The organism is Streptomyces sp. NTD107 (assembly GCF_059510435.1).
Window position 1 is genome coordinate 19892 of the sequence record NZ_JCAJZV010000010.1, and the last position, 24704, is coordinate 44595.

23 protein-coding genes are annotated in these 24704 nt (G+C 72.5%); 15 read left to right on the forward strand and 8 right to left on the reverse strand.

Features of this window, described 5'->3' with window-relative positions; genetic code table 11:
- Positions 1-89 precede the first annotated feature (89 nt).
- Complete coding sequence (locus tag AC5WRL_RS19990; RefSeq protein WP_496089984.1) at positions 90-2327, forward strand: MMPL family transporter; 2238 nt, start codon at positions 90-92, stop codon at positions 2325-2327.
- A 99-nt stretch (positions 2328-2426) separates the two neighbouring features.
- On the opposite strand, the gene AC5WRL_RS19995 is transcribed toward AC5WRL_RS19990, so the two are convergent.
- The 3 genes from AC5WRL_RS19995 to AC5WRL_RS20005 all read right to left on the reverse strand — a co-directional run bounded on the left by AC5WRL_RS19995 (position 2427) and on the right by AC5WRL_RS20005 (position 6850).
- Positions 2427-3368, reverse strand: a complete 942-nt coding sequence (locus AC5WRL_RS19995; RefSeq protein ID WP_496089985.1) for a ribose-phosphate diphosphokinase — start codon at positions 3366-3368, stop codon at positions 2427-2429.
- Positions 3369-3396: 28 nt separating this feature from the next.
- On the reverse strand, positions 3397-5040 hold the full coding sequence (locus tag AC5WRL_RS20000) for a penicillin-binding transpeptidase domain-containing protein (RefSeq protein ID WP_496089986.1): 1644 nt from the start codon (positions 5038-5040) through the stop codon (positions 3397-3399).
- A gap of 64 nt (positions 5041-5104) precedes the next feature.
- On the reverse strand, positions 5105-6850 hold the full coding sequence (locus AC5WRL_RS20005; RefSeq protein WP_496089987.1) for a dolichyl-phosphate-mannose--protein mannosyltransferase: 1746 nt from the start codon (positions 6848-6850) through the stop codon (positions 5105-5107).
- Between the two features lie 31 nt (positions 6851-6881).
- On the opposite strand from AC5WRL_RS20005, the gene rsmI reads away from it, so the two are divergent.
- From rsmI to AC5WRL_RS20070, 13 genes are all read left to right on the forward strand, one after another.
- Positions 6882-7760: a 16S rRNA (cytidine(1402)-2'-O)-methyltransferase gene (rsmI, locus tag AC5WRL_RS20010; RefSeq protein WP_496089988.1), complete on the forward strand. Its 879-nt coding sequence runs from the start codon at positions 6882-6884 to the stop codon at positions 7758-7760.
- Positions 7761-7792: 32 nt separating this feature from the next.
- Entirely contained in the window at positions 7793-8098 is a 306-nt protein-coding gene (locus AC5WRL_RS20015) for a hypothetical protein (RefSeq protein ID WP_496089989.1), read from the forward strand.
- Between the two features lie 45 nt (positions 8099-8143).
- Positions 8144-8986 carry a TatD family hydrolase gene (locus AC5WRL_RS20020; protein ID WP_496089990.1) on the forward strand — a complete coding sequence of 281 codons (843 nt, stop codon included), beginning with the start codon at positions 8144-8146 and terminating at the stop codon, positions 8984-8986.
- Entirely contained in the window at positions 8979-9851 is an 873-nt protein-coding gene (gene rsmA, locus AC5WRL_RS20025) for a 16S rRNA (adenine(1518)-N(6)/adenine(1519)-N(6))-dimethyltransferase RsmA (RefSeq protein ID WP_496089991.1), read from the forward strand. Before AC5WRL_RS20020 ends, rsmA begins: the two co-directional genes overlap by 8 nt.
- 291 nt (positions 9852-10142) lie before the next feature.
- Positions 10143-11078, forward strand: coding sequence for a 4-(cytidine 5'-diphospho)-2-C-methyl-D-erythritol kinase (locus tag AC5WRL_RS20030; protein WP_496089992.1), 936 nt, complete (start codon positions 10143-10145; stop codon positions 11076-11078).
- Positions 11079-11080: 2 nt separating this feature from the next.
- Positions 11081-12943: an ABC-F family ATP-binding cassette domain-containing protein gene (locus AC5WRL_RS20035; RefSeq protein ID WP_496089993.1), complete on the forward strand. Its 1863-nt coding sequence runs from the start codon at positions 11081-11083 to the stop codon at positions 12941-12943.
- Positions 12944-13258: 315 nt separating this feature from the next.
- A complete protein-coding gene (locus AC5WRL_RS20040; RefSeq protein WP_496089994.1) occupies positions 13259-14668 on the forward strand; it encodes an outer membrane protein assembly factor BamB family protein in 1410 nt (469 codons plus the stop codon).
- Positions 14665-15360, forward strand: a complete 696-nt coding sequence (locus AC5WRL_RS20045; protein ID WP_496089995.1) for a response regulator transcription factor — start codon at positions 14665-14667, stop codon at positions 15358-15360. The genes AC5WRL_RS20040 and AC5WRL_RS20045 overlap by 4 nt, the downstream gene beginning before the upstream one ends.
- Positions 15357-15929, forward strand: coding sequence for an AAA family ATPase (locus AC5WRL_RS20050; protein WP_496089996.1), 573 nt, complete (start codon positions 15357-15359; stop codon positions 15927-15929). The genes AC5WRL_RS20045 and AC5WRL_RS20050 overlap by 4 nt, the downstream gene beginning before the upstream one ends.
- Positions 15930-16134: 205 nt before the next feature.
- Positions 16135-17190, forward strand: a complete 1056-nt coding sequence (gene galT, locus AC5WRL_RS20055) for a galactose-1-phosphate uridylyltransferase (RefSeq protein ID WP_496089997.1) — start codon at positions 16135-16137, stop codon at positions 17188-17190.
- On the forward strand, positions 17187-18164 hold the full coding sequence (galE, locus tag AC5WRL_RS20060; protein WP_496089998.1) for a UDP-glucose 4-epimerase GalE: 978 nt from the start codon (positions 17187-17189) through the stop codon (positions 18162-18164). Before galT ends, galE begins: the two co-directional genes overlap by 4 nt.
- Positions 18161-19330, forward strand: a complete 1170-nt coding sequence (gene galK, locus AC5WRL_RS20065; protein ID WP_496089999.1) for a galactokinase — start codon at positions 18161-18163, stop codon at positions 19328-19330. Before galE ends, galK begins: the two co-directional genes overlap by 4 nt.
- 65 nt (positions 19331-19395) lie before the next feature.
- Positions 19396-19698, forward strand: coding sequence for a hypothetical protein (locus AC5WRL_RS20070; protein ID WP_496090000.1), 303 nt, complete (start codon positions 19396-19398; stop codon positions 19696-19698).
- Here the strand turns inward: AC5WRL_RS20070 and AC5WRL_RS20075 are convergent.
- Positions 19668-20588, reverse strand: coding sequence for a sterol desaturase family protein (locus tag AC5WRL_RS20075; RefSeq protein WP_496090001.1), 921 nt, complete (start codon positions 20586-20588; stop codon positions 19668-19670). The genes AC5WRL_RS20070 and AC5WRL_RS20075 overlap by 31 nt on opposite strands.
- A gap of 328 nt (positions 20589-20916) precedes the next feature.
- On the opposite strand from AC5WRL_RS20075, the gene AC5WRL_RS20080 reads away from it, so the two are divergent.
- Entirely contained in the window at positions 20917-21567 is a 651-nt protein-coding gene (locus tag AC5WRL_RS20080; RefSeq protein WP_496090002.1) for a LuxR C-terminal-related transcriptional regulator, read from the forward strand.
- A 277-nt stretch (positions 21568-21844) separates the two neighbouring features.
- Here the strand turns inward: AC5WRL_RS20080 and AC5WRL_RS20085 are convergent, their stop codons facing one another.
- The 4 genes from AC5WRL_RS20085 to AC5WRL_RS20100 form a co-directional block, all read right to left on the reverse strand.
- Positions 21845-22465 (reverse strand): DUF4232 domain-containing protein, encoded by a 621-nt coding sequence (locus tag AC5WRL_RS20085; RefSeq protein WP_496090003.1) that lies wholly within the window; start codon positions 22463-22465, stop codon positions 21845-21847.
- 232 nt (positions 22466-22697) lie between these two features.
- A complete protein-coding gene (locus AC5WRL_RS20090; RefSeq protein ID WP_496090135.1) occupies positions 22698-23639 on the reverse strand; it encodes a bile acid:sodium symporter in 942 nt (313 codons plus the stop codon).
- Positions 23640-23707: 68 nt separating this feature from the next.
- A complete protein-coding gene (locus AC5WRL_RS20095; RefSeq protein WP_496090004.1) occupies positions 23708-24436 on the reverse strand; it encodes a MerR family transcriptional regulator in 729 nt (242 codons plus the stop codon).
- The gene (locus tag AC5WRL_RS20100; protein ID WP_496090005.1) at positions 24433-24630 is read right to left on the reverse strand and encodes a hypothetical protein; all 198 of its coding nucleotides are present in this window, start codon (positions 24628-24630) and stop codon (positions 24433-24435) included. The genes AC5WRL_RS20095 and AC5WRL_RS20100 overlap by 4 nt, the downstream gene beginning before the upstream one ends.
- Between the last annotated feature and the right edge of the window lie 74 nt (positions 24631-24704).

Sequence of the window (24704 nt, forward strand, 5' to 3'; positions counted from 1 at the left end):
CGGGTCGGGCGTCTCGTGGCATGAACTGACACTTTTGCTTCCCCCTCATCCCTGCTCAACCCTGATACCCGGACAGGAGAACCTGCCCAGTGGCTACGTTTCTATACAAGCTCGGCCGCCTGAGTTTCCGGCGCCGGTGGCTGGTGGTGTCGGTGTGGCTGGCGGTCCTGGTCGCCATCGGCGCCGCGTCGGCCACCGCCGGAGACCCCGCAGAGGAAGAGTTCTCGCTGCCCGGGACCGAGTCGCAGCAGGCGTTCGACCTGCTGGCCGAGGAATTCCCCCAGGCCAACGCCGAGGCGCTCAGCACCAAGGTGGTCTTCCAGGCCCCCGAGGGCCAGACCCTCACCGACGCCGCCAACGAGAACGCCGTCCACGCCGTCATCGACCAGCTGGCCACCGCCGACAAGGTCATATCCGTCACCGACCCGTACGAGGGCGGCCAGCTCAGCCCCGACGAGACCGTCGGCTACGTCGACGTCACCTACGAGGGCTCGTGGGCCGATGTCAGCGACGAGATGCGCGACGAGTTCGCCGCCGCCGTCGAGACCGGCACCCAGGCGGGTCTGACCGTCGAGTCCAGCGGCGAGCTCGTCACCGCCGACATGGACATGGGCAGCGGCGAGATCATCGGCATCATCGTCGCCGCCTTCGTACTCGTCATCACCTTCGGCTCGCTGGTCGCCGCCGGACTGCCGCTGGTCACCGCGCTCATCGGCCTCGGCATCGGCGTCTCCGGCATCGCCGCGCTGTCCGCCACCCTCGGCCTGACCGAGATGACCGGCATCCTCGCCACCATGATCGGCCTGGCGGTCGGCATCGACTACGCCCTGTTCATCGCCTCCCGCTACCGCGCCGAGCTGATGGCCGGGCACAGCCGCGAGGAGGCCGCGGGCCGCGCCGCCGGCACCGCCGGATCGGCCGTCGTCTTCGCCGGCCTCACCGTGGTCATCGCGCTGTCCGGGCTGGCCGTCGTCGGCATCCCGATCCTCACCAAGATGGGCCTGGCCGCCGCCGCCACCGTGGTCGTCGCCGTCCTCGTCGCCCTCACCCTGGTGCCCGCCGCGCTCGGCATCATCGGCAAGCGGATCTTCGGCAAGAAGCTCCGCAACCAGAACCCCGAGACCGGCGTGCCCACCACCCTCAGCCGCAACGGCCAGGAGAACTTCGGCTCCCGCTGGGCCAAGGGTGTCCTGCGCCGCCCCAAGCTGGTGCTGATCGCCTCCGTGGCCGGCCTCGGACTGCTGGCCGCCCCGGTCGCCAGCCTGGAACTCGGCCTGCCCGACAACGGCACGGCGGCCACGGACACCACCCAGCGCCAGGCGTACGACATGCTCTCGGACGGCTTCGGCCCCGGCTTCAACGGCCCGCTGATGATCGTCCTCGAAGCCCCCGACGGCGGTGACGTGATGGCCTCGGCCGACCGCGTCGCCGAGGCCATCGGCGGACTGGACGACGTGGTGGCCACCGCCCCCGCGTTCCCCAACGAGACCGGCAACGTCGCGATGATGACGGTCTTCCCGGGCAGCGGTCCCTCCAGCGCCGAGACCACCGACCTGGTCTCCCAGATCCGCAGCGACCTCGCCCCGCAGCTGAAGGCCGAGACCGGCCTGAACATCCTGGTCTCCGGCCAGACCGCCGCCCAGAGCGACTTCTCCCAGAAGCTCAGCGACGCGCTGGTCCCCTATCTGGCGCTGGTCGTCGGCCTCGCCTTCGTCCTGCTGATGCTGGTGTTCCGCTCCGTGCTGGTGCCGCTCAAGGCCGCCCTGGGCTTCCTGCTCTCGGTGCTCGCCGCGCTCGGCGCCGTGGTCGCGGTCTACCAGTGGGGCTGGCTCGGCGCGTTCGGCGCCGAACCGCAGCCGATCATGAGCATGATGCCGATCTTCATGATCGGTGTGGTGTTCGGTCTCGCCATGGACTACGAGGTGTTCCTGGTGACCCGGATGCGCGAGGCCCACGTCCACGGCGAGTCCCCGCAGCAGTCGATCATCACCGGCTTCAACCTGAACGCCCGGGTGGTCACCGCGGCGGCCGTCATCATGATCTCGGTCTTCGCCGGCTTCATGACGATGGGCGAGTCGATGGTCATGATGATGGGCTTCGGCCTCGCGATGGCGATCCTGCTGGACGCCTTCGTGGTCCGCATGACGATCGTGCCGGCCGTCATGGGCCTGCTGGGCGAGCGCGCCTGGTGGATGCCCAAGTGGCTGGACCGTGTCCTGCCCAACGTCGACGTCGAGGGCGAGACGCTGGAGAAGTACCTGGAGTCCAACGGCAAGGGCCGCCAGGACGTCACCACCAGGGAGCCCGAGCCGGCCGGCGTCAGCTGACCGCCGACCGCCCGGGACCGTGAACCGGCCGGAGCCCGGCACCCGAACCCCTCGCGGGGTACGGGCGCCGGGCTCCGGCCGTTCCGCCCGGCGGCGTCCTCAGCTGTCGAACAGGGCGCTGACCGACTCCCCGTTGTGGATCCGGCGCATCGCCTCCGCCAGCGCCGGCGCGATCGACAGCACCGTCAGCTTCCCGGTGCGCCCCGCGTCCGGCACCGGCACCGTGTTGGTGCACACGATCTCCACCACCTCCGGCTGACCACTCAGCCGCTCCAGCGCCCCGGCCGAGAACAGCCCGTGCGTGCAGGCGACCCGCACCGAGTTCACCTTCAGCTCGCGCAGCCGCTCCAGCAGCTCAAGCACCGTGGAACCCTTGGCGATCTCATCGTCCAGAACGATCACATCCCGCCCCGCCACGTCGCCGATCACCGCGCTGATGGACACCCGGTCGTCGCTGAACCGCTGCTTGGCACCCGCCGCCACCGGCACCCCCAGCAGCCGCGCGAACGCCGCCGCCTCCTTGGCGTTGCCCAGATCGGGCGAGACCACCACCGCGTTGGACAGATCCTGGCCCCTGAAGTGCGCCGCCAGCTCGCGCAGCGCGTGCAGATGGTCCACCGGAACGCTGAAGAAGCCGTGCACCTGCGGCGAGTGCAGCGTCATCGCCAGCACCCGCCCCGCCCCGGCCGCCACCAGCAGATCGGCGATCAGCCGCCCGCCGATGGAGATCCGCGGCGCGTCCTTCTTGTCCGACCGGGCGTACGCGTAATGCGGCATCACCACCGTGGTACGGGCCGCCGAGGCGCCCCTGGCCGCGTCCAGCATCAACAGCAGCTCGACCAGATTCTCCTGCACCGGCCGCACCAGCGGCTGGATCAGATACACATCCCGCTCCCGGCAGTTCGCCTGCAACTGCACCTGGAGGCAGTCGTTGGCGAACCGGTCCACCCGCACCGGGCTCAGCTCCACCCCCAGCTGGGCGCACACCTCCTTTGCCAGCTCCGGATGGGCACTGCCGCCGAAGACCACGATGTCCCGCATGGTTCCGTTCCCGTTCTGTCGTTGCGGCTCACGGCGCGGCGCGCAGCACCTGGGCCACCACCGGCCCGGCGTTGGACCCGCCGTGGCCGGAGTCCGGCACCACGGCGGCCACCGCCAGATCATTGCGGTACGCGGTGAACCAGGCGTTCGGCTTGTCCTGCCCGTCCACCTCGGCCGAGCCGGTCTTGGCGCCGATGTCCCCGGACAGCCCGGCCATCGCCTCGGCGGCGGTGCCGTTGACCGCCGTACGGTTCATCAGCGCGCGCAGCTCCTCGGCGGTCGCCGCCGAAGGCCCGGCGGCGGTGGCCGGCTCCCGGCCGCCGATCTCCACCGGCACCAGATACGGCTGCCGGAACGCCCCCGACTTCACCGTCGCCGACACCGACGCCATCGTCATCGGGTTCATCCGCACCCCGCCCTGCCCGATCAGCGAGGCCGCCATCTGCGCCTGCGACTGGGTGGGCACCGCCCCGTCCAGCGTGGCCACCCCCACGCTCCAGGTCATCCCGAGCCCGAACACGTCCCGCGCCTGGTTGCCCAGCGCGTCGTCCGACAGCTCACCGGCCTGGCTGATGAACGCCGTGTTGCAGGAACGGGCGAAGGAGTCCGCGAAGGTACCGTTCTTGATCTCGAACTCGTCGAGGTTCTGGAACTTCCAGCCCCCGTACTCGAAGTACTTCGGACACGGATGCTGCGCCCCGGCCGACGCCAGACCCTCGTCTATCAGCAGCGAGGCCGTCACGATCTTGAAGGTGGAGCCGGGCGCGTAACTGCCCTGGAGCGCGATGTCGAAGCTGTCCGCCGGGGCGTTGGCCAGACCCTGGATGGCGCCGGTGCTCGGCTGTATCGCCACCACCGCGGCCCGGTCCTTGTCCGCCACCGCCGCCTCGGCCGCCGCCTGGATCGCCGGCACGATCGTGGTCGGCACCTCGCCGCCCACCGGCTCCGCCAGCTCCAGCAGCTCCTCGACCGTCCCGCCCTCGCCGTCCGCGATCCGGGTGACGATCGCCGGGCTGCCGCCCGAGTGCGTGGCGAACCGCTCCGCGATGTCCTCCAGCACGCCCTTCAGCGTCGGATGCGCCTCGGCGGTCAGCTCACCGCCCTCCGCGTCCAGCACCGTCACCGGCGGCAGCTCATCGCTCGGCCCCGTCTCGATGTGCTGCCCCGCCGCGAGACCCGGATACAGCACCTGGGGCTCCCAGTCCACGAGGACCGCGCCCGAGGCGGCGTCCCGCACCACCGTCAGCTCGGAGTCATAGCTCCACTCGCGCTCCGGCAGCTCCTGGTAGCCGATGCTCGCCGCCACGCTGAACGGCACCGACTCGCCGTCCGGGACGCCCGCGCTCAGCGTCAGCTCCGTCACCGACGCGTCCCCGGCCAGTGCTCCCAGCGCCTCCTGGGCCGCCGCCGCGTCATCCGTCAGCGCCGCCGCACCCGCCGCGTCACCGGCCGCCCAGGCGTCCAGGAACTCCCCGGACACCTCAAGCACCTCCGCGGCCGACGGCGGCGCGCCCGCGTCCACGTCCGGCTTCCCGTCCGAGGTGGCCGACGTGTTCTGCTGCCCGCCGTCCGCGTCGTCGCCGTTCAGCATGCTGTAGGCACCGAACCCGGCGCCCGCCGCCACCGCCACGAAAACCCCGGCGATCACGGCAACCTTCTGCCCGTTCCGCATCCGTCCCTGCCCCTCGATCCACCCCGCGTGCGGCAGCCTACAAGCACCCGCTGACACGCTGTGTTCACACCCAGGTGCCCAGCCACATCCGCGCGCGCCAGCCGTCCACCGGGATCTCCTGCCCGGAGTAAATGGGGTAGAAGTAGATGAAGTTCCACACAATGAGCAGCACCAGCACCCCCGCCGCGACCACCCCGATCGCGCGCCGCCGCTCCGAGCAGCCGGGCGGCCCCAGCAGCGCGCCGATCAGCAGCGTGACCGCCAGGCACAGGAACGGCACCAGCACCACGGCGTAGAAGGAGAAGATCGTCCGCTCCTGGTACAGGAACCACGGCAGATAGCCCGCCGCCACCCCGCACAGCACCGCGCCCGCCCGCCAGTCGCGGCGCAGCAGCCAGCGCCACAGCGCGTACCCCAGCGCCGCGCACGCGGCCCACCACAGCAGCGGGGTGCCCAGCGCCAGCACCTCGCGCACGCAGCCCCCGCTCTGCCCGCAGCCGTCCTCGCCCGGGTCGCGGGACTCGTAGAAGTACAGCACCGGGCGGCCCATCACCAGCCAGCTGAACGGGTGCGACTCGTAGGAGTGCGCCGAGGTCAGCCCCACATGGAAGCTGTACACCTCGCTCGTGTAGTGCCACAGCGAGCGCAGTGGCCCCGGCACCCACGCCCAGTCGCTCGGCCCGGCCCCGGCCCGCTCCGCCCAGTCCCGGTAGTAGCCGCCGGAGGTCGCGAACCAGCCCGCCCAGGACGCGAGATAGACCGCCAGGGACACCGGCACCAGGGAGAGGAAGGCGGGCGGCGCGTCCTTGCGCAGCGCGGCGAGCGGGCCGTGCGGGGCGCCGGCGGTACGGCGGGCGGCGGCGTCCCACAGCACGGTCAGGATGCCGAACGCGGCCAGCACGTACAGCCCGCTCCACTTGGTGGCGCACGCCAGCCCCAGGCACACCCCGGCCGTCAGCCGCCACGGGCGCAGCCCGAGCCCCAGCCGCTCGGCGGTGCGCCGGTCCGGGCGCAGTACGGGCTCGGCGGCGGTGGGCAGCGCGGCGGCCAGCCGGGCGCGGGTCCGGTCGCGGTCCACCAGCAGCGCCCCGAACGCCGCCAGCAGCCAGAACATCAGCACCAGATCGACCAGCGCGGTGCGGCTCATCACGAAGTGCAGCCCGTCCACCGCCATCAGCAGCCCGGCCAGGCAGCCGAGCGTGGTGGAGCGGAACAGCCGGCGGCCGATCCGGCACAGCAGGAACACCGACAGGGTGCCCAGCAGCGCCACCATGAAGCGCCAGCCGAAGGGGTTCATGCCGAACGCCCACTCGCCCAGCGCGATCATCCACTTCCCGACCGGCGGATGGACGATGTACGCGGCGGCGTCGGTGACCGGGATGTCGCCGTCGATGATGCGCTGGTTGGCGTCCTCCGGCCACACCGTCTCGTAGCCGTGCTGGAGGAGTGACCAGGCGTCCTTCGCGTAGTACGTCTCGTCGAATATCACCGCGTCCGGCTCGCCGAGCCGCGCGAAGCGCAGCGCCCCGGCCAGCGCCGCCACCAGCAGCGGGCCGATCCAGCCCATGGCGCGGGCCAGCGCGGCGGCCGGCTTCGGCGCGATACCGAAGTAGCGCCACAGCCGGCCGGCCGGGGTGGGGTACGGCGGCACCAGCCGCTCGCGCACCCCGCCGGGACCGGGCGGCGGGGAGTAGCCGAAGGCGCGCAGCCGCCGCGCCCAGCCTCCGGTGCCACCCGGGTCGGGGTGGGGCGGTGGTGGCGGGGTGCCGGTCAGCGTCGGGCCGCTCTCGCTACTCCTCACGCGGGCCATCTTGACATCCGGGCCTGGGAGGATGGGGCGTATGACGGAGGAGACGCAGTACACGGCGTACGAGGGGGAGCTGGGCACCCTGGTGCTGGCGGGCACCCCGATCGGGGATCCGGCGGACGCCCCGCCCCGGCTGGGCGCCGAACTGGCGGCGGCCGACATCGTGGCGGCCGAGGACACCCGCCGGCTGCGCCGTCTCGCCCAGGCGCTCGGGGTGCAGCCCGGCGGGCGGGTGGTGTCGTACTTCGAGGGGAACGAGACGGTCCGTACCGCCGAGCTGGTCAAGGAGCTGGTGCGCGGCGCCCGGGTGCTGCTGGTCACCGACGCCGGGATGCCCTCGGTGTCCGACCCCGGCTACCGGCTGGTCGCCGCCGCCGTGGAGCACGGGGTACGGGTCACCGCCGTCCCGGGGCCGTCCGCCGTGCTCACCGCGCTGGCGCTGTCCGGGCTGCCGGTGGACCGGTTCTGCTTCGAGGGCTTCCCGCCGCGCAAGCCCGGGGAGCGGGCGGCGCGGCTGCGCGAGGTGGCGGGCGAGCCGCGCACCCTCGTCTACTTCGAGTCCCCGCACCGGCTGGCCGCCACCCTGACCGCGATGGCCGAGGCGTTCGGCCCCGAGCGGCGGGCGGCGGTGTGCCGGGAGCTGACCAAGACCTACGAGGAGGTACGGCGCGGGCCGCTCGCCGAGCTGGCCCGCTGGGCGGCGGACGGGGTACGCGGCGAGATCACCGTCGTCGTCGAGGGCGCCCCGGCCGCCGGGCCCGCCGAGCTGACCGGCGCCGAGCTGGCCGGCCGGGTCGCGGCCCGCGAGGAGGCCGGACAGCGGCGGAAGGAAGCCATCGCGGAGGTGGCCAAGGAAGCCGGGCTGCCCAAGCGGGACGTATTCGACGCGGTGGTGGCGGCGAAAGCGGACTAAAATGGGGTGGAGGTCTCCAAGGAGCCAACACCATGAACGAGCCGAATCCGAATCTGAATCCAGATCCGAATGTGCCGCCCGAAGAAGGCAGCGCGGAAGGCTATACGACACATGCCGCGTACTCCTTCGCCTGTCTGCGGTGCGGCCACGGCTGGGAACAGCAATTCAGCGTCGAGCATCTGCGCGACCCGCACGGCCGGCCCATTGTCGAGTATTACGTGGAAGGAAAGCGGGTCCGCTCCCCGCTCACCTACCCGACCTGTCCCATCTGTGACGGGCACCGGGTGCGGGTGATGCGCCCCGGCCGGGTGGCGGCCATCCGGCGGGCCTGGGGCTGAGGGCGGGGAACAGCCCCCGGCGCCCGGCGCCGTAGGATCGACCCCATGCCCAAGTCCGCCAAGGCGAAGGCGGAGCAGTCCGTACCGCCTCCGCCGCCCGAGCCGCTGGCCGTGCCCGTCGCCGACTCCCACACGCACCTCGACATGCAGGACACCACCGTCGAGGAGGCGCTGGCCGCCGCTGCCGCCGTCGGAGTCACCCGCGTCGTGCAGATCGGCTGCGACGTGGAGCGCGCCCACTGGGCCGCCAAGACCGCCGCCGAGCACCCCGACCGGATCTGGGCCGCCGTCGCCCTGCACCCCAATGAGGCGCCCCGGCTCGGGGACGGCCTGGCCGCCGCACTCGACGAGATCGCCGGCCTGGCCGCACTGCCGCAGGTGCGGGCCATCGGCGAAACCGGACTCGACTACTTCCGCACCGGGGAAGACGGAAAAGCGGCCCAGCACCACTCCTTCCGCCGCCATATCGCCATCGCCAAAGAACACGACAAGGCACTCGTCATTCACGACCGGGACGCCCACGACGATGTGCTACGCATTCTGAAAGAGGAAGGCGCCCCCGAACGCACCGTATTCCACTGCTACTCGGGGGACGCGGCGATGGCAGAAATCTGCGCGGCCGAAGGATATTTCATGTCCTTCGCCGGAAACGTGACCTTCGCCAGCGCCCAGCCACTGCGCGACGCGCTGGCGGCGGCCCCGCCGGAACTGCTCCTGGTGGAGACGGACGCGCCCTTCCTCACCCCCGCCCCCCACCGGGGCCGGCCCAACGCCCCGTACCTCATCCCCGTCACCCTGCGCGCCATGGCAAAGATCAAGGGCATGCCCGAGAACGACCTCGCCGCGCACATCGCGGCCAACACGGCGCGGGTGTTCGGCGATGACTGACGCCCCCGACGCACTGGACGGCGCCGAACTGCTCAGCGCCGCCGACATCCGCGAACTCGCGGCGGCGCTCGGCGTACGCCCCACCAAACAGCGCGGCCAGAACTTCGTCATCGACGCCAACACGGTGCGCCGCATCGTGCGCGCGGCCGGTGTCGGCGAGCACGACGTGGTCGTCGAGATCGGCCCCGGCCTCGGATCGCTCACCCTCGCCCTGCTGCGGACCGCCGGCCATGTCACGGCGGTCGAGATCGACGACACCCTGGCCGGCGCGCTGCCCGCCACCGTCGCCGCCCGGCTCCCGGACCGCGCCGACCGCTTCGAGCTGGTGCACCAGGACGCGCTGCGCGTCACCGCGCTGCCCGGCCCGGCACCCACCGCGCTGGTCGCCAATCTCCCCTACAACGTGGCCGTCCCGGTGCTGCTGCACATGCTGGCGCTCTTCCCGAGCATCCGGCACGGCCTGGTGATGGTGCAGTCCGAGGTCGCCGACCGGCTGGCCGCGCCACCCGGCTCGAAGGTGTACGGGGTGCCGTCCGTCAAGGCCGCCTGGTACGCGGACGTCCGCCGGGCCGGGGCGATCGGCCGCACCGTGTTCTGGCCGGCCCCGAACGTCGACTCGGGCCTGGTCGCCCTCACCCGCCGCGAACCTCCCAGCACGACCGCCACCCGCGAACAGGTCTTCGCCGTGATCGACGCGGCCTTCGCGCAGCGCCGGAAAACGCTGCGCTCGGCCCTCGCCGGCTGGGCCGGCTCCCCGGCGGCGGCGGAGGCGGCCTGCCGGGCGGCGGACGTGAGCCCGGGCGCCCGGGGCGAGGCGCTGTCGGTCGAGGACTTCACGAGGATCGCCGAACACGGCCCCGCCTGACGGCTGACGCCTGACGCCTGACGCCGGGGCCACGAGCCGCAGACGACGGCCGCCCGCCGGTGCTCCGGCCGGCCGGCGATCCCGGCCGGCGGGCATCGGCCCCGGCGGGCCGTCCCCCCCGGCCGCCGGCCGGAGCGTCCGCCGGGGCCCGTCCGCGCACGGCTCGGGCCCTCCGCCGGACCGTCGCTCCCTCCCACCGCCCGCAGGCCGCCCGCTGCCGCCGGCCGTCCGCCGGACGCCGTTCCCCCGGGGCCATCAGGGGCCCGGCCGGCAAGCCCTAGGCTGTAGCGCATGTCCCATCCCGCCGCCTCCGTACCGGCCGTCACCATCCGTGTCCCCGCGAAGGTCAATGTGCAGCTGGCCGTCGGACCGCCGCGCGCGGACGGCTACCACGATCTCGCCAATGTCTTTCTCGCGGTCGGCCTCCAGGACCGCGTCACCGCCCGCCCCGCGCCCCGGCTCTCCATCACCTGCGCCGGACCCGGCAGCTCCCTGGTCCCCCTCGACGCGACGAACCTCGCCGCCCGCGCCGCCGAACTGCTCGCCGCGCACACCGGCCGCGAGCGGGCCGATGTGCACATCCACATCGACAAGGACATCCCGGTGGCCGGCGGCATGGCCGGCGGCAGCGCCGACGGGGCCGCCGCCCTCCTCGCCTGCGACGAGCTGTGGGGCACCCGTACCCCCCGCGATGAGCTGCTGACCCTGGCCGGCCGGCTCGGCTCCGACGTACCGTTCGCCCTCGTCGGCGGCGCCGCCCTCGGCCGTGGGCGCGGCGAACTCCTCACCCCGCTCCCGGTCGGCGGCACCTTCCACTGGGTGTTCGCCCTCGCCGACGGCGGCCTGTCCACCCCCGAGGTCTACCGCGAGTGCGACCGGCTGCGCGGCACCGCCCCGGTCCCCGACCCCGAGGCGTCCCCCGCCCTCCTCGCCGCCCTGCGCGACGGCGACGCCCACGCCCTCGCCGCCGCCCTCAGCAACGACCTCCAGCCGGCCGCCGTATCCCTGCGCCCCGCCCTGGAACACGTCCTGGAGGCGGGCAGCGCGGCCGGCGCCCTGGCCGGCCTGGTCTCCGGCTCCGGCCCCACCTGCGCCTTCCTCGCCGCCGACGCCCCCACCGCCGCCCGTATCGCCACCGTGCTGGAAGGCTCCGGCACCTGCCGCGCCGCCCGCGCCACCACCTCTCCGGCCCCCGGCGCCGGCGTTCTCACCATCTCAGGAGTCTGACCTTGTCCACCCCCTCTGCCCGCTCGCCCCGCAACCTCGCCAACCTGGAGTCCGTCCGCAAGGTGTACGGCACCCGTACGCTCCTGGACGGCCTGTCCCTCGGCGTCGGCGAGGGCGACCGGATCGGCGTGGTCGGGCGCAACGGCGACGGCAAGACCACCCTCATCCGGGTGCTCGCCAAGCAGGAGGAACCGGACGCCGGCCGGGTCACCCACGTGGGCGGGCTGCGGCTCGGCCTGCTCACCCAGCACGACTCCCTGGACCCGGCCGCCACCATCCGGCACGAGGTCATCGGCGACCTGCCCGACCACGTCTGGGCCGGCGACGCCAAGGTCCGCGATGTGCTGACCGGCCTGTTCGGCGGCCTCGGCCTGCCCGGTTTCCCGCAGGGCCTGGACACCGTCATCGGCCCGCTGTCGGGCGGCGAGCGCCGCCGGATCGCGCTCGCCAAGCTGCTGATCGCCGAGCAGGACCTGATCGTCCTCGACGAGCCCACCAACCACCTCGACGTGGAGGGCATCTCCTGGCTGGCCGGCCATCTGCGGGCCCGCCGCTCCGCGCTGGTGGTCGTCACCCACGACCGCTGGTTCCTGGACCAGGTCTGCACCCGCATGTGGGACGTGCAGCGCGGCACGGTGCACGCGTACGAAGGCGGCTACAGCGACTACGTGTTCGCCCGCGCCGAGCGCGAACGCATCGCCGCCACCGAGGAGACCAAGCGGCAGAACCTGATGCGCAAGGAGCTGGCCTGGCTGCGGCGCGGCGCCCCGGCCCGTACCAGCAAGCCCCGGTTCCGGATCGAGGCGGCCAACAACCTGATCGCCGACGTACCGCCGCCGCGCGACACCGCCGAGCTGATGAAGTTCGCCAACGCCCGGCTGGGCCGGACCGTCTTCGAGCTGGAGAACGTGACCGTACGGGTCGGCGGCGAAGAGGGCGCGGGCCGGGAGCTGCTGCGGCATCTCACCTGGCAGCTCGGCCCGGGCGACCGGGTCGGCCTGGTCGGGGTCAACGGCGCCGGCAAGACCACCCTGCTGCGCGCGATGGCGGAGTCGGCCGCCGACCCGGACGGCGACCGGGGCGGCTCTGCCCTGGTGACGGCCGGCCGGATCAGGACCGGCAAGACGGTACGGCTGGCGTATCTCTCGCAGGAGGTACGGGAGGTGGACCCGTCGTGGCGGGTGCTCCAGGCCGTGGAGTCCGTACGCTCCCGGGTCGAGCTGGGCAAGGGGCGGGAGATGACCGCCTCGCAGCTGTGCGAGCGGTTCGGCTTCAGCAAGGAGCGGCAGTGGACGCCGGTCGGCGATCTGTCCGGCGGTGAGCGGCGCCGGCTCCAGATCCTGCGGCTGCTGATGGACGAGCCCAACGTGCTGTTCCTGGACGAGCCGACGAACGATCTGGACATCGAGACGCTCACCCAGCTGGAGGACCTGCTGGACGGCTGGCCCGGATCGCTGGTGGTGATCAGCCACGACCGGTACTTCGTGGAGCGCACCACCGACCGGGTGTTCGCGCTGCTGGGCGATCAGACGCTGCGGATGCTGCCGCGCGGCATCGACGAGTACCTGGAGCGCCGTTCGGCGCGCCGGACGGCTGCGGCGGCGCAGCCGCAGGCCGCGGCACCGGCCGGCGCCTCCCCCGCGCCCGCTCCGGCACAGGTGTCCCGGGCCGCGCAGAAGGAGATCCAGAAGATCGAGCGGCAACTGGAGCGCATCGACGGCCAGGAGAGCGAGCTGCACAAGGAAATGGCCGAACACGCCACGGACTTCACGCGGGTGGCCGGTCTTGATACCCAGCTGCGGGAACTGGCGGCGCGCCGGGACGAGCTGGAGACCCGCTGGCTGGAGCTGTCCGAGGGCGCCTGACAGCGGTTGGTGGGCGCGGGACCACGGTCCGTGGTGTCGGTGCGCGGTGGTAGAAAGAACGGGCGTGCAGCCGCCCAGGGGGAGTAGATGTCTCAGCCGCCACCGCCACCGCCACCGCCACCGCCACCACCGTCGCCGTCGCCGTACAGCCCCGGTGGGCCCCCGCAAGCCGGCCCTCCCGGCGGCGGGTTCGGCCCGGCCACCCCCCTGCCGTCCGGGCCGGCGAGCGGCGGGTTCGGCCCCGCGACCGTCCCCGGCGCGCCGCCCGCGCCCGGCACCCCGCTGCCCGCACCGTCCCCGTACAGCCGGCCGCCGGTGATCGAGGTCAGGAAGGCGCGGCGGCCCCGCTGGCAGTTGGCGCTGATGGGCATGGCCGGGCTGCTGGCCCTGGCGCTGATCGGCGGTGGCACGGTGTGGCTGCTCGGCGACCGGGGCGGTGCCGCCGCCGGCGACGAGGGCAAGGACGGCGAGCGCGACGTCCCGGCGTGGGCACGGGAGCAGGACCCGCTGCCCACCGAGCCGGTCGACGCCTCGCTGGCCTGGCGGCAGCCCCGCCCCGAGGTGGGCGACGGCCTGGTCGACGCGGTCGGCACCTGGATCTCAGGTGACCATCTGGTGCGGCTGATGCCCGCGGGCATGGTGGCGTACGACCTGGTGAGCGGCGCCGAGTTGTGGACCGTACCGCTGGAGCACCAGGCCGGCGGCTGCCGGGCGTCGGTGACCGCGTCCCAGGACCGGGTGGCGGTCCTCCAGGGCATGGAGTGCGAGTTCTTGACGGTGGTGGACATCGCCGCGGGGGAAGAGGTGTTCACCATCGCGCACGAGGCCACCGACAGCGGTCTGGGCCTGGGCAGCTGGGACTATCCCGCCATCGTCGGCGACATCGTGGCCATCGGCACCGCCAGTGGCGGCTCCGGCTACAGCGTCACCGACGCCAAGAAGATCTGGGAGCCCCGCTCCGACGACGACTGCCGCGAGCGGTCCTACGCGAACATCGACGAGACCCTCGTCGCGCTCATGACCTGCGGCGGCATGCTGGGATTCGACCGCGGCAGCGTCCGCGCCACCGCGCCGTCCGGCGAGGACCTGTGGGAGTGGGAGTTCGGCGCCGAGCACCAGGGGGAGCCGTTCAGCGTGGACGCCGTGCTGTCGATCGCCCCGCTGGTGGTCGTGGCCCGGGTGGGGGAGATGACCGAGAGCCCGGTGCAGCAGATCTGGGTGATCGACGACGCGTACGAGAACATCGCGCACATCCTCGACTTCGACCCGGAACGGCAGCAGCGGCCGTGCACGGTCAACGTCCTGGCGGACTGCCGGGGCGCGATGGTCAGCGACGGCTTCCTCTTCCTGGCCGGCCGGCCGGACGGCGACTCGAACTCGGTGGTCGCCTTCGACCTCAGCAGCGGCACCGCCCTGTACGACGTGAAGCCGGTCGGCGGCGGCCAAATCAAGCCGTTCGCGGTGGTGCACGGTCAAGTCCTCGCCTATCAGCCCGCGGACTCGCAGACTGAGGGCATGGTGGTCGCCATAGATCCCGAAACCGAGCAAGCCACCCCGCTGATGACGCTGGACCGCGCGCAACGGGACGTGGAACGGACGCTGATGAGAGATGTCTTCGGCGACAACAACGTACTCAGGTGGCACAACGGCACGTTCGTCGCGGTGGCCGAGCGCTTCTACAGCCATGAGGAGCCCGGCACCCCGGCCGCGCTGGTCTACCGATGAGCGTACGGGTTGTGGTCGTCGACGATCGGCGGCTGGTGGCGGAGGCGCTGGCCTCGGCGTTGCGGGTCCGCGGCCACCGGGTGCTGGGGGCCGGCGCGCCGGCCGGGCGGGCCGCGGATCTGGTGCTGGGCAAGCAGCCCGAGGTGTGCCTGCTCGGCTCGGCAGCGCCCGAGGCGCCGGGGGCGCTGGACCTGGTGCAGCGGCTGCGGCGCGAGGCGCCCCGGGTGGGTGTGCTGGTGCTGGGCCCGGTGCCCAGCCCGCGCGGGGTCGCGGTGGCCTTCGCCACGGGCGCGCGCGGGTACGTCCGCCACGACGAGCGGATCGAGGGCGTCGAGCGCGCCATGGCCAAGGTCCGCGCGGGTGAGGCGGCGGTGGCGCCGGCGCTGCTGCGGGAGGCGTTCGCCGAACTGCTCAGCCCCAGCATCGGCCCGGACGCGGAGGGCGTGCGGCTGGCGGGGCTGCTGACGGAGCGGGAGACGGATGTGCTGCTGCGGATCGTGGAGGGCGAGGACACCCGCCTGATAGCGGCGGGCCTGGGTGTCGCCCCGAGCACGGCGCGCACCCATGTCCAGCGGCTGCTGACCAAACTGGGCACGGCGTCCCGGCTGGAGGCGGCGGCACTGGCCGTCCGCACGGGATTGCTGAACCACCTCCCGCCCCGCCCCGGACGGGAGCAGCCACCACCGGCATGAGCGTCATCCTGCTGAGCGGCCCGCCCGGCGCGGGCAAGAGCACGGTCGCGGAGCTGCTGGAGCCGGATGTGTGGCTGCACAGTGACGACTTCTGGTCCTTCATCCGCCGGGGCGTGCCGCCGCACCTGCCGGCTGCCCAGCGGCAGAACGAGACGGTCATCGGGGTTCTCGCGGAGGCGGCGGCCGGCTATGCGCGCGGCGGCTACGAGGTGGTGGTCGACGGGGTCATCGGTCCGTGGTTCCTCGCCCCGTTCCGGGAGGCCGCCGACCGGGCGGGCGTGGCCGCGCACTATGTGGTGCTGCGCCCGGACGAGCGGACGACGCTGCTGCGGGGCACCACCCGTACGGGGCATCCGCTGACCGATCCGGGCCCGATCCGGGCGATGTACGGGCAGTTCGCGGACCTGGACTCGGGCCGGGACTCGGGCCGGGACTCGGGCCTTGACTCCGGCGAGGGCTCGTACGAGGCGTACGCGCTGGACACCACCCTCCTGACCCCCGAGGCCACGGCGACGGCGGTCCGCACCCTCATCAGCGCGGGCAGCCACCTCCTGCCGCCGACCGCCTGACCCCGCCGCCCCGCCGGTCGGCGGTGCCGGTCGGCGGGGCGGCCCACCCTCCTCCGGGCGTCCCGCAAGCCCACCGCGGGCAAGCCCCGCTTTCGTACCCCTTCCCCCACTCACCCGCGGCTCGGTACACGGTTGACGCCCCCTGCAAGGGTATGCTTCATTATGTTTGATTCTGTTCGAGTGGGTGCTGGCAAGTGAGGACGGCATGAAGAGGACCACGGTCAAGCTGGCCGATGGGCGAGAGCTGATCTATTTCGACTCCCGCGAGGACGCTGACCGCACCGCGCTCGACCGGCGACCCCTGGAGATCGCCTCCCCCGCCTCCGAGATCCGCGTCGACCGCCTGCGCGGCGAGTCCGTCGGATACGCGGCGCACCGCCAGGCCCGTACGTACCACCCGCCCGCCGACGAGTGCCCGCTGTGCCCCTCCGAGGGCGAACGGCTCAGCGAAATACCGGCCGGGGACTACGACGTCGTCGTCTTCGAGAATCGTTTCCCCTCCTTCTCCGGCGACCTCGGCCGCTGCGAAGTGGTCTGCTTCTCCCCGCGCCACGACGACTCCTTCGCCGACCTCACCCCCGAGCAGGCCGCCCTGGTGCTGCACGCCTGGACGGACCGCACCGCCGAGTTCGCGGACAACCCGGCCGTCACCCAGATCTACGCCTTCGAGAACCGCGGCGCCGAGATCGGCGTCACCCTGCCCCACCCGCACGGCCAGATCTACGGCTACCCGTTCCTCACCCCGCACACCGAACGCGCCCTGGCCGCCGTCGCCGAGCACCGGCGCGTCACCGGAGGCCGCAACCTCTACGACGATCTGCTCGCCGAGGAGCACGCCGACGGCTCCCGCCTCGTGCTCGCCACCGACCACTGGACGGCCTTCGTCCCGTACGCCGCCCGCTGGCCGTTCGAGGTGCACCTGTACCCCAACCGCCGCGTCCCCGACCTGCGCGCCCTCGACGCCGCGGCCCGCGCCGAGTTCCCCACCGTCTACCTCGACATCCTGCGCCGCTTCGACCGGATCTTCGGCCCGGGACTTGGCCCCACCCCGTACATCTCGGGCTGGCACCAGGCCCCCTTCCGCTCCATCACGGACGAGGCGCGCGCCGATTTCGCTCTGCATCTGGAGCTGTTCACGATCCGCCGCGGCCCGGGCAAGCTGAAGTATCAGGCGGGTTCCGAGTCCGGTATGAATGTGTTCGTCAGTGATTCCCTGCCGGAGGCCGCTGCCGCCCGGCTGCGAGAGGTGGCTACCGCATGAGCAACCGTTACCTGGTCACCGGCGGCGCCGGCTACGTCGGCAGCGTGGTCACCGCCCATCTGCTGGCGGCCGGCCACCGGGTCACCGTCCTCGACGACCTGTCCACCGGCTTCCGCGCGGGCGTCCCGGCCGGCGCCGAGTTCATCGAGGGCCGGGTCCAGGACGCGGCCCGGCACCTGGACGGCACGTACGACGCCGTCCTGCACTTCGCCGCCAGCTCGCAGGTCGGCGAGTCCGTCACCGACCCCGCCAAGTACTGGCGCAACAACGTCGGCGGCGCCATCGAACTCCTCGCCGCCATGCGCGACGCGGGCGTGCGCACCCTCGTCTTCTCCTCCACCGCGGCGGTGTACGGCGAACCCGCCACCACCCCCATCACCGAGGACGCCGCCACCGCGCCCACCAACCCGTACGGCGCCACCAAGCTCGCCGTCGATCACATGATCACCAGCGAGGCCGCCGCCCACGGCCTGGCCGCCGTCTCCCTGCGCTACTTCAACGTGGCCGGCGCGCACGGCACGTACGGCGAACGCCACGACCCCGAGAGCCACCTCATCCCGCTCGTCCTGCGCACCGCGCTCGGCCACCGCGACTCCATCTCCGTCTTCGGCACCGACTACCCGACCCCCGACGGCACCTGCGTGCGCGACTACATCCACGTCGACGACCTCGCCGAGGCCCATCTGCTCGCCCTCACCGCCGCCCGCCCCGCCGAGCATCTGGTCTGCAACCTCGGCAACGGCAACGGCTTCTCGGTGCGCGAGGTCATCGAGACCGCCCGCAAGGTCACCGGGCGCGAGATCCCCGAGTCCGAGGCCCCGCGCCGGGCCGGCGACCCGGCCGTCCTGGTGGCCTCCGCCGACCGTGCCCGCGACGTGCTCGGCTGGCACCCCACCCGTACCGATCTGGCCGGGATCATCGAGGACGCGTGGACGTTCGCCCGGCAGCAGGAGCACCAGGAGAGCACGGCATGACCACCCAGTCCCCGACGCGGACGCAGACGCAGACCCACCAGGAGCTGTACGGGGTCGCCCCGGACGGCATATGGACCGCCCCGGGCCGGGTCAACCTCATCGGTGAACACACCGACTACAACGACGGCTTCGTCATGCCGCTCGCCCTGCCGCACAGCACCACGGCGACCGTCTCGCGCCGGACGGACGGCGTGCTGCGCGTCCACTCCCGTGAGATCGACTCGCGCCCGATCGCCATCGACCCCGCCACCCTCGCCCCCGGCTCGACCGGCGGCTGGGCCGTCTACCCGGCCGGTGTGCTGTGGGCGCTGCGCGACGCCGGCCACCTGGTCGGCGGCGCGGACATCCACTACGTCTCCGACGTCCCGGTCGGCGCCGGCCTGTCCTCCTCCGCCGCGCTGGAGGTGGTCACGGCGCTGGCGCTGAGCGAGTTGTACGGTCTCGGGCTGAGCCGCGAGGAGTTGGCGCGGATCGGGCAGCGGGCGGAGAACGCGTACGTCGGCGCCCCGACCGGCATCCTCGACCAGATGGCCTCGGCCTGCTGTACGGAGGGCCACGCCCTGCACCTGGACACCCGCGATCTGACGCAGCGCCAGATCCCGTTCGACCTGGCCGCGCGGGGGCTGCGGCTGCTGGTGGTGGACACCCAGGTCAAGCACGCGCACGCGGACGGCGCGTACGGCAAGCGCCGCGCGTCCTGCGAGGCGGGCGCGGCGGCCCTGGGCGTACGGGCACTGCGCGATGTCCCGTTCGCCGAACTGGACGCCGCCCTGGCCCGGTTGGCGGACGAGGAGATCCGCCGCCGGGTGCGGCACGTCGTCACCGAGAACCACCGGGTCGAGCGGGTCATCGGACTGCTGGACGCCGGCCGGGTCGGCGACATCGGCCCGCTGCTGAGCGAGGGCCACGCCTCCCTGCGTGACGACTTCGAGGTCTCCTGCCCCGAACTGGACCTGACCGTCGAGGTGTCGGAGGCGGCGGGCGCGCTCGGCGCGCGGATGACCGGCGGCGGTTTCGGCGGCTCGGCGATCGTGCTGATCGAGGAGGACGCTGCGGAGGCGACCGGAAAGGCCGTATCCGACGCCTTCGCGGTGGCCGGGTACGCCACCCCGCGGATCTTTACCGCCATCCCGTCGCCGGGCGCGCGGAGCCTGCCCGTACGCTGAGCGCCGTCCAACTCGCTTACCGGACGGGAGAGTTAGTGATCCGCGATCTCTACAACGTGCGTGAGATGACCGGTGGACCGGGGTCGGTGGCAGACCCCGGCCCGCTGTCCGCGGAGGAGGAGCAGCGGTTCCGCACCGTACTGATGGAGCACATCGCGACGGAGCTGGAGGAGAAGAGCTGGGCGCGCTGCCCGGCGTACTCCCCGGAGGAGCGCACCCGGCTGACCGAGGTGGCGCGGGCGCTGTGCGTACGGCTGGGCCGGCCGGTCCGGGTCGACGCCCAGGACCCGTACTCCATGCTCTTCGCCTTCGACCGCGGCGGCACCGGTGACCCCGGTCAGCTGGACGTGGGCCGCCTGTCGCTCTGACGGCTGCGACGGCTGCGACGGCCTGGCCGGAAGGGGTGCAGCATGCTGGCGACCACCGCGTCGGTAGGGGGGAACGACGCGGGGTCGTGCAGCCCGACTCGCTCGGGCCGCCGCCCCGGGTACCAGGTGAAGCTGCCGAACAGCGTGTCCCAGATGGACAGATCGCTGCCGTAGTGCCCCGCCTCGTCGAGATCGGTGCTGTGATGCAGCCGGTGCTGTTCCGGGTTGGCGAGCACATAGCCGACCCACCCGGTCCGCACCTCGATGTTCGCGTGCACGAAGAACCCCTGCGCGACGACGAACAGACCGACGGCGAACACCGCCTGCGCCGAGAACCCGGCGAGTGCCAGGGCGAGTTGCACGATGCCCTGGGAGATCATGATGTCAAGAACGTGATTGACGCCGTTATTGGCGACGTTGACTTTGTCCGGAGCGTGATGCACGCCGTGCAGCCGCCACAGGTATTTGTTGGTGTGGCCCCAGCGGTGGATGAGATAGCTGGCGAGCGACCCGACGAGGACGGCGAGCGGAATCTCGGCACCCAGGCTGAGGTGCGGCGTGTCGGGTGACAGCCACTGGACACCCTCCAGCACGGCGAGTTCGGCGATGACACTGCCGATGGTGGTGAGGGCGTAGTACATCCCGTACCGGCCCCACTCGCGGCGGCTGGGATGCCAGTCCGGGTTGTGCGGGATCAGCCGCTCCAGGATGGCGAGGTAAGCGATGGTGCCGATGAGGAACGGCATGCTGGCGGTGCTCAGATCCCAGCCGAAGGCGAGCGTCGACCAGACGGTGACGACGAGGGCGATCAGAAGGAACGGGTAAGCGGCCTTGCGCAGAAAGGAATTCGACCGAACGCGTACGGAATCTGTCTGCGGGAGAGTATCCACGGCGCATGCTACCCAGATGCGCGATATACCACCCCTCTATCAGATAAACCATCCCATAGCATGAATGGTGTGCGCGGAAGGCGTGCACCCCGCACAGCACGGCGCCCGATGGGGCGTGCGATCCCGTCTTCGTACCTCTTTCCGGGATGGCTGACTTCTGCCAAACCCCTTCACCCAGACGTTTCCGCCCGTACATTGGAGGGACAGCATCGGTGGGGGCCGACAGCTGTTTTTCAGGGGGCGAGAGCGGTGGGTGCTACGGGACGGCGGCGGCCGTACCCGACTGCGCCCACCAGGCCCGCCCGTTCGCGTCAGGGGGCGGAATCCAGTGGATCGCATACGCGTATTGGTGGTGGACGAGCACCGCATCTTCGCCGAGTCGCTGGCCACCGCGCTCACGGCCGAAACGGACGTGGAGGCGGCGGCGGTCGGCACCGTCCCGGCGGCGGTGCACCAACTGGAACGCGCCGCGTACGACGTCCTGCTCCTCGACGTCGACATGGCGGACTCGGCGACCCTCCTCACCCTCGTCCGGGAACGCCACGGTGACCTGCGCCCGGTGATGCTCGCCACCTACGACGACCCGCGCCGCGCCGCCCAGACCCTCACGGCGGGAGCCAACGCGTGGGTGGCGAAGGACAGTTCACTGGCCCGACTGCTGGTGGTGGTACGCGGCGTACTGCGCGAGGAGACCCACGTCCCGCCGGCCCTGCTGACCGGCGTCTTACGCGAACTCACCCACGACCGCCGCAACCGCACCGAACACCAGCGACTGGTCGCCTCCTTGACCCCGCGTGAACTGGAAGTCCTGCGCTGCATGCTGTCCGGCCTCGGCCGCAAGGCGGTCGCGGAACGGCTGTACCTCTCCCCGCACACGGTCCGCACCCACATGCAGAACGTCCTGGGCAAACTCGGAGTGCACTCCACCCTGGCCGCCGTCGCCCTGGCCCGCCGCGCCGGAGTCCCGCCGGCCGACTGACGCGGGCGTCGCTCGACGACGACGGCCTCGCGCTGCCGTCACCGGCACGGGGACGGAAGAGGTGCGGGTGGGTTGGCCGGTGGTCGGTGGTCGGTGGTTGTCCCGTTTTCGGGCGGGCGGGCGGGCGGACATGCGAACGGGCCCATGCTCCGGAGAGCGTGGGCCCATTCGCAGATCGGCTTCGGCCGTACGCGCCCGCCGTCCCTTCGTCTTCCGACCCGACACGGGGAGTGCGGCACGGGGTCGGAGCGATGCGGGGCGGCTCGTTCGCGGGGGGTCAGCGAGAGGAGAAGGGGACGGCGTCGGCCGGGTCGGTGACCCAGTTGGTGGCGAGGGGCTCGTCGACGAGGACCGGCTCGTCGAGGGGCAGGGTCACCGGGTCGCTCACGGTCTCGGAGAAGGCGATGATGAGCTGCTCGTACTCGGTGCCGTAGTCGGTGTTGGTGCTCTTGGGGTTGATGCCGGCGTAGGCGACGGTGTCGCCGGAGAGCTCAAAGGGCTCGCCGACGGCCTGCCCGTCGGGGGAGACGTGGGAGTCCTCGGAGGAGCCGAACGCGGCGTCCGGGAAGGTGCCCGACAGGCCGCAGGAGACACCTTCGTTGGCCTTGGCGGTGACCAGCAGGTAGCCGCCGGCCTGGGTCTCCGAGCTGACCGTGAAGGTGACCTCGGTGGTGCCGCAGGCCTGGCCGCCGCCCTCTTCCATGTCGTCTTCGATGTCGATGTCGGTGTCGTCCGCGTCCGGGTTGTCGATGTCCTGCTGCGAACCACCCGGCTCCTGGGCGGAGTTGTCGGGAGCGGCTTCGTCGGCCTCGCACGCCGTGGCGGTGGCGGTCAGGGCAGCGGCGGCGGCGATGGCCAGGACGAGGCGGGTGTGGCGGGAGGCGCGGCGCGAGCTCATCGGAGGTCTCCATCAACTGTGGTTGCGGTGTGTCGTGCTGACATGGACAACACTAGGGTTGATGCGATCTTCAAATGATCCCGCCGATGTCGGGGTTCTGTCCCTTCGATGCCCCCGCGGCCACCACTGATGTGCACCGTTGGCCTGCAACATTCCGGGCCCGGAACGCGTGTGCCTCCGACCCGCCCGGCCAGCCGCCGCCACGTCCCTGGTCAGGACGCTTCGAGCCCGTTCACCGCGGCGGGAGCAGCCGCGGCACTGCCCGTACGTACACCACCATGCCGACCACCTCCACCAGGGTCTGGGTGACCACCACCACGGCGGCGATCGCCAGCCGGTCCGGCAGGGCCAGGGCAAGGGGCAGCACCACCAGCGAGTTACGGGTGGCGCCGGTGAAGACGATGGCGCGGCCGGCCGGTACGCCGAGGCGGAAGAGGCGGGTGACGCCCAGCCCGGCGAAGGCCATCACCACCAGGAACGTCACATAGAACGGTACGACCCGGGCCACATCGCCCAGGCTGTCGCCGAGTTTGGGCACCTGGGAGGCGACCACGGTCAGCAGCGTGGCCGCCATCAGCGGCACCATCGTCGTACCCACCGCGTCGGCGGCCCGCGCGCCGCCGCGCCGCCGGGCGGCCCACGCCTGGGTGAGCCAGGCCAGCGTCAGCGGGATGACGATCAGGACGACGAACGCCTCGACGAACGGGCCGGCCTCGACCACGTCACCCAGCTCCGAGCCCAGGAACAGGAACAGGAAGCCGGGCAGCAGCAGCATCTGTGCGAGCAGCAGCAACGGCGTCGCCGCGAGCAGCCGTTCGCTACTGCCGCCGGCCAGGCCGCTGAAGACGATCACGTAGTCGACGCACGGGGCGAGCAGGACCAGCAGCACGCCCAGCCGTACGGCCTGGTCGGCGGGGAGGAACGGGAACATCGCCGCGACGACCAGCGGCACCACGACGAAGTTCACGACGAGCGCCGCCACCAGGAACCGGCCGGACCGCAGCGAGCGGAGCAGCTCCGCCGCCGGCACTTGCAGGAACGTCACATACAGCAGCGCCGCCAGGACCGGGTTGATGGCGTGTTCAAGCCCGGGCCCCGCACCGGGTGCGACCCGTCCCACCAGCGCCCCGGCCGCCAACGCGCCCAGATAGACGGCGACCTGGTGCCGTTCCATGCCCGCTACCAGGCCGGATGACTGCGACAACGTACCTGCTCCTTGCAGAGGGGGAAGGGCGGATGAGATCAGCCCGCCGGGGTGAACAGCTCGGCCAGCATGGCGGCGCCTTCCGCCGGGGCGCGGACCTCCAGGCGCAGCACCGGGCCGTCGAGGTGGAGGCGGAAGTCGAAGAACGGGCAACAGCGCTGCTCGGCGACGGCGAGTTCGGCGATCTGGCCGGCCCGGCCGGCCGGCACGGTCAGCCGTACGCACCCGCCGCCCTCGCTCTCCGCGCGTTCGGCGCCGGCCAGCAGTTGATGCCACCGTGCCGCCCGTTCGGTGGCGGCCTCGCCGCTCAGGGTGCAGGCCACGGGGTGGGCCCGGGCCCGGGGCGCGAGGAAGGCGCACCGCGGATCACAGCGGCCGTCGCGGTCGGGGAGCGCGTCGAGGTGGTCCAGGGCGCGGTGCAGGGTGGCGGTGAGGGTGGCGAGTTCGGCCGCGCGGTGCTGAGCGTCCGCGATGCGCTCGGCGATCCGGGGCCGCAGGTCGGCCTTCACGTCCCGGCAGGCCCCGGACTGCCACACCCGCAGCAGTTCGGCGATCTCCTCCAGCGGCAGCCCGAGGTGTTTGGCCGCGCCGATGAAGGCGAGGCGTTCGGCGGCGTCCTCCCCGTACAGGCGGTACCCGCCGGGGCTGCGCCCGGCGGGCAGCAGTCCGGCGGTCTCGTAGAACCGCAGGGTGGTGGCCGGCACGCCGGAGCGCTCGGCGAGCTGGGAGATCCGCATCGGGGCGGTGGGCGGGGTGGTGCTGCTCACCCCTCGAAGGTAAACCTTCGATTCGACTGGAAGGTCAAGCGGCTGGGGTGGCCGGGGTGGCCGGGGTGGCTGGGGTGGCCGGGGCGGGCGCGTTCGATGGCGGTGCGGGCGTGCGGCACGTGGTGCCGGGCGAGCCCGGGCAGATGGGCCACATCGACGCCCATCCCGGACGCGGCGCCACGGGTTCGCCCCACAGAACGCTGAAGCCGCCGTCCCCCACCTGTCCGAACTCCGGCTCCGGGGTGGACCCGAGGTCCACCTCCAGCCG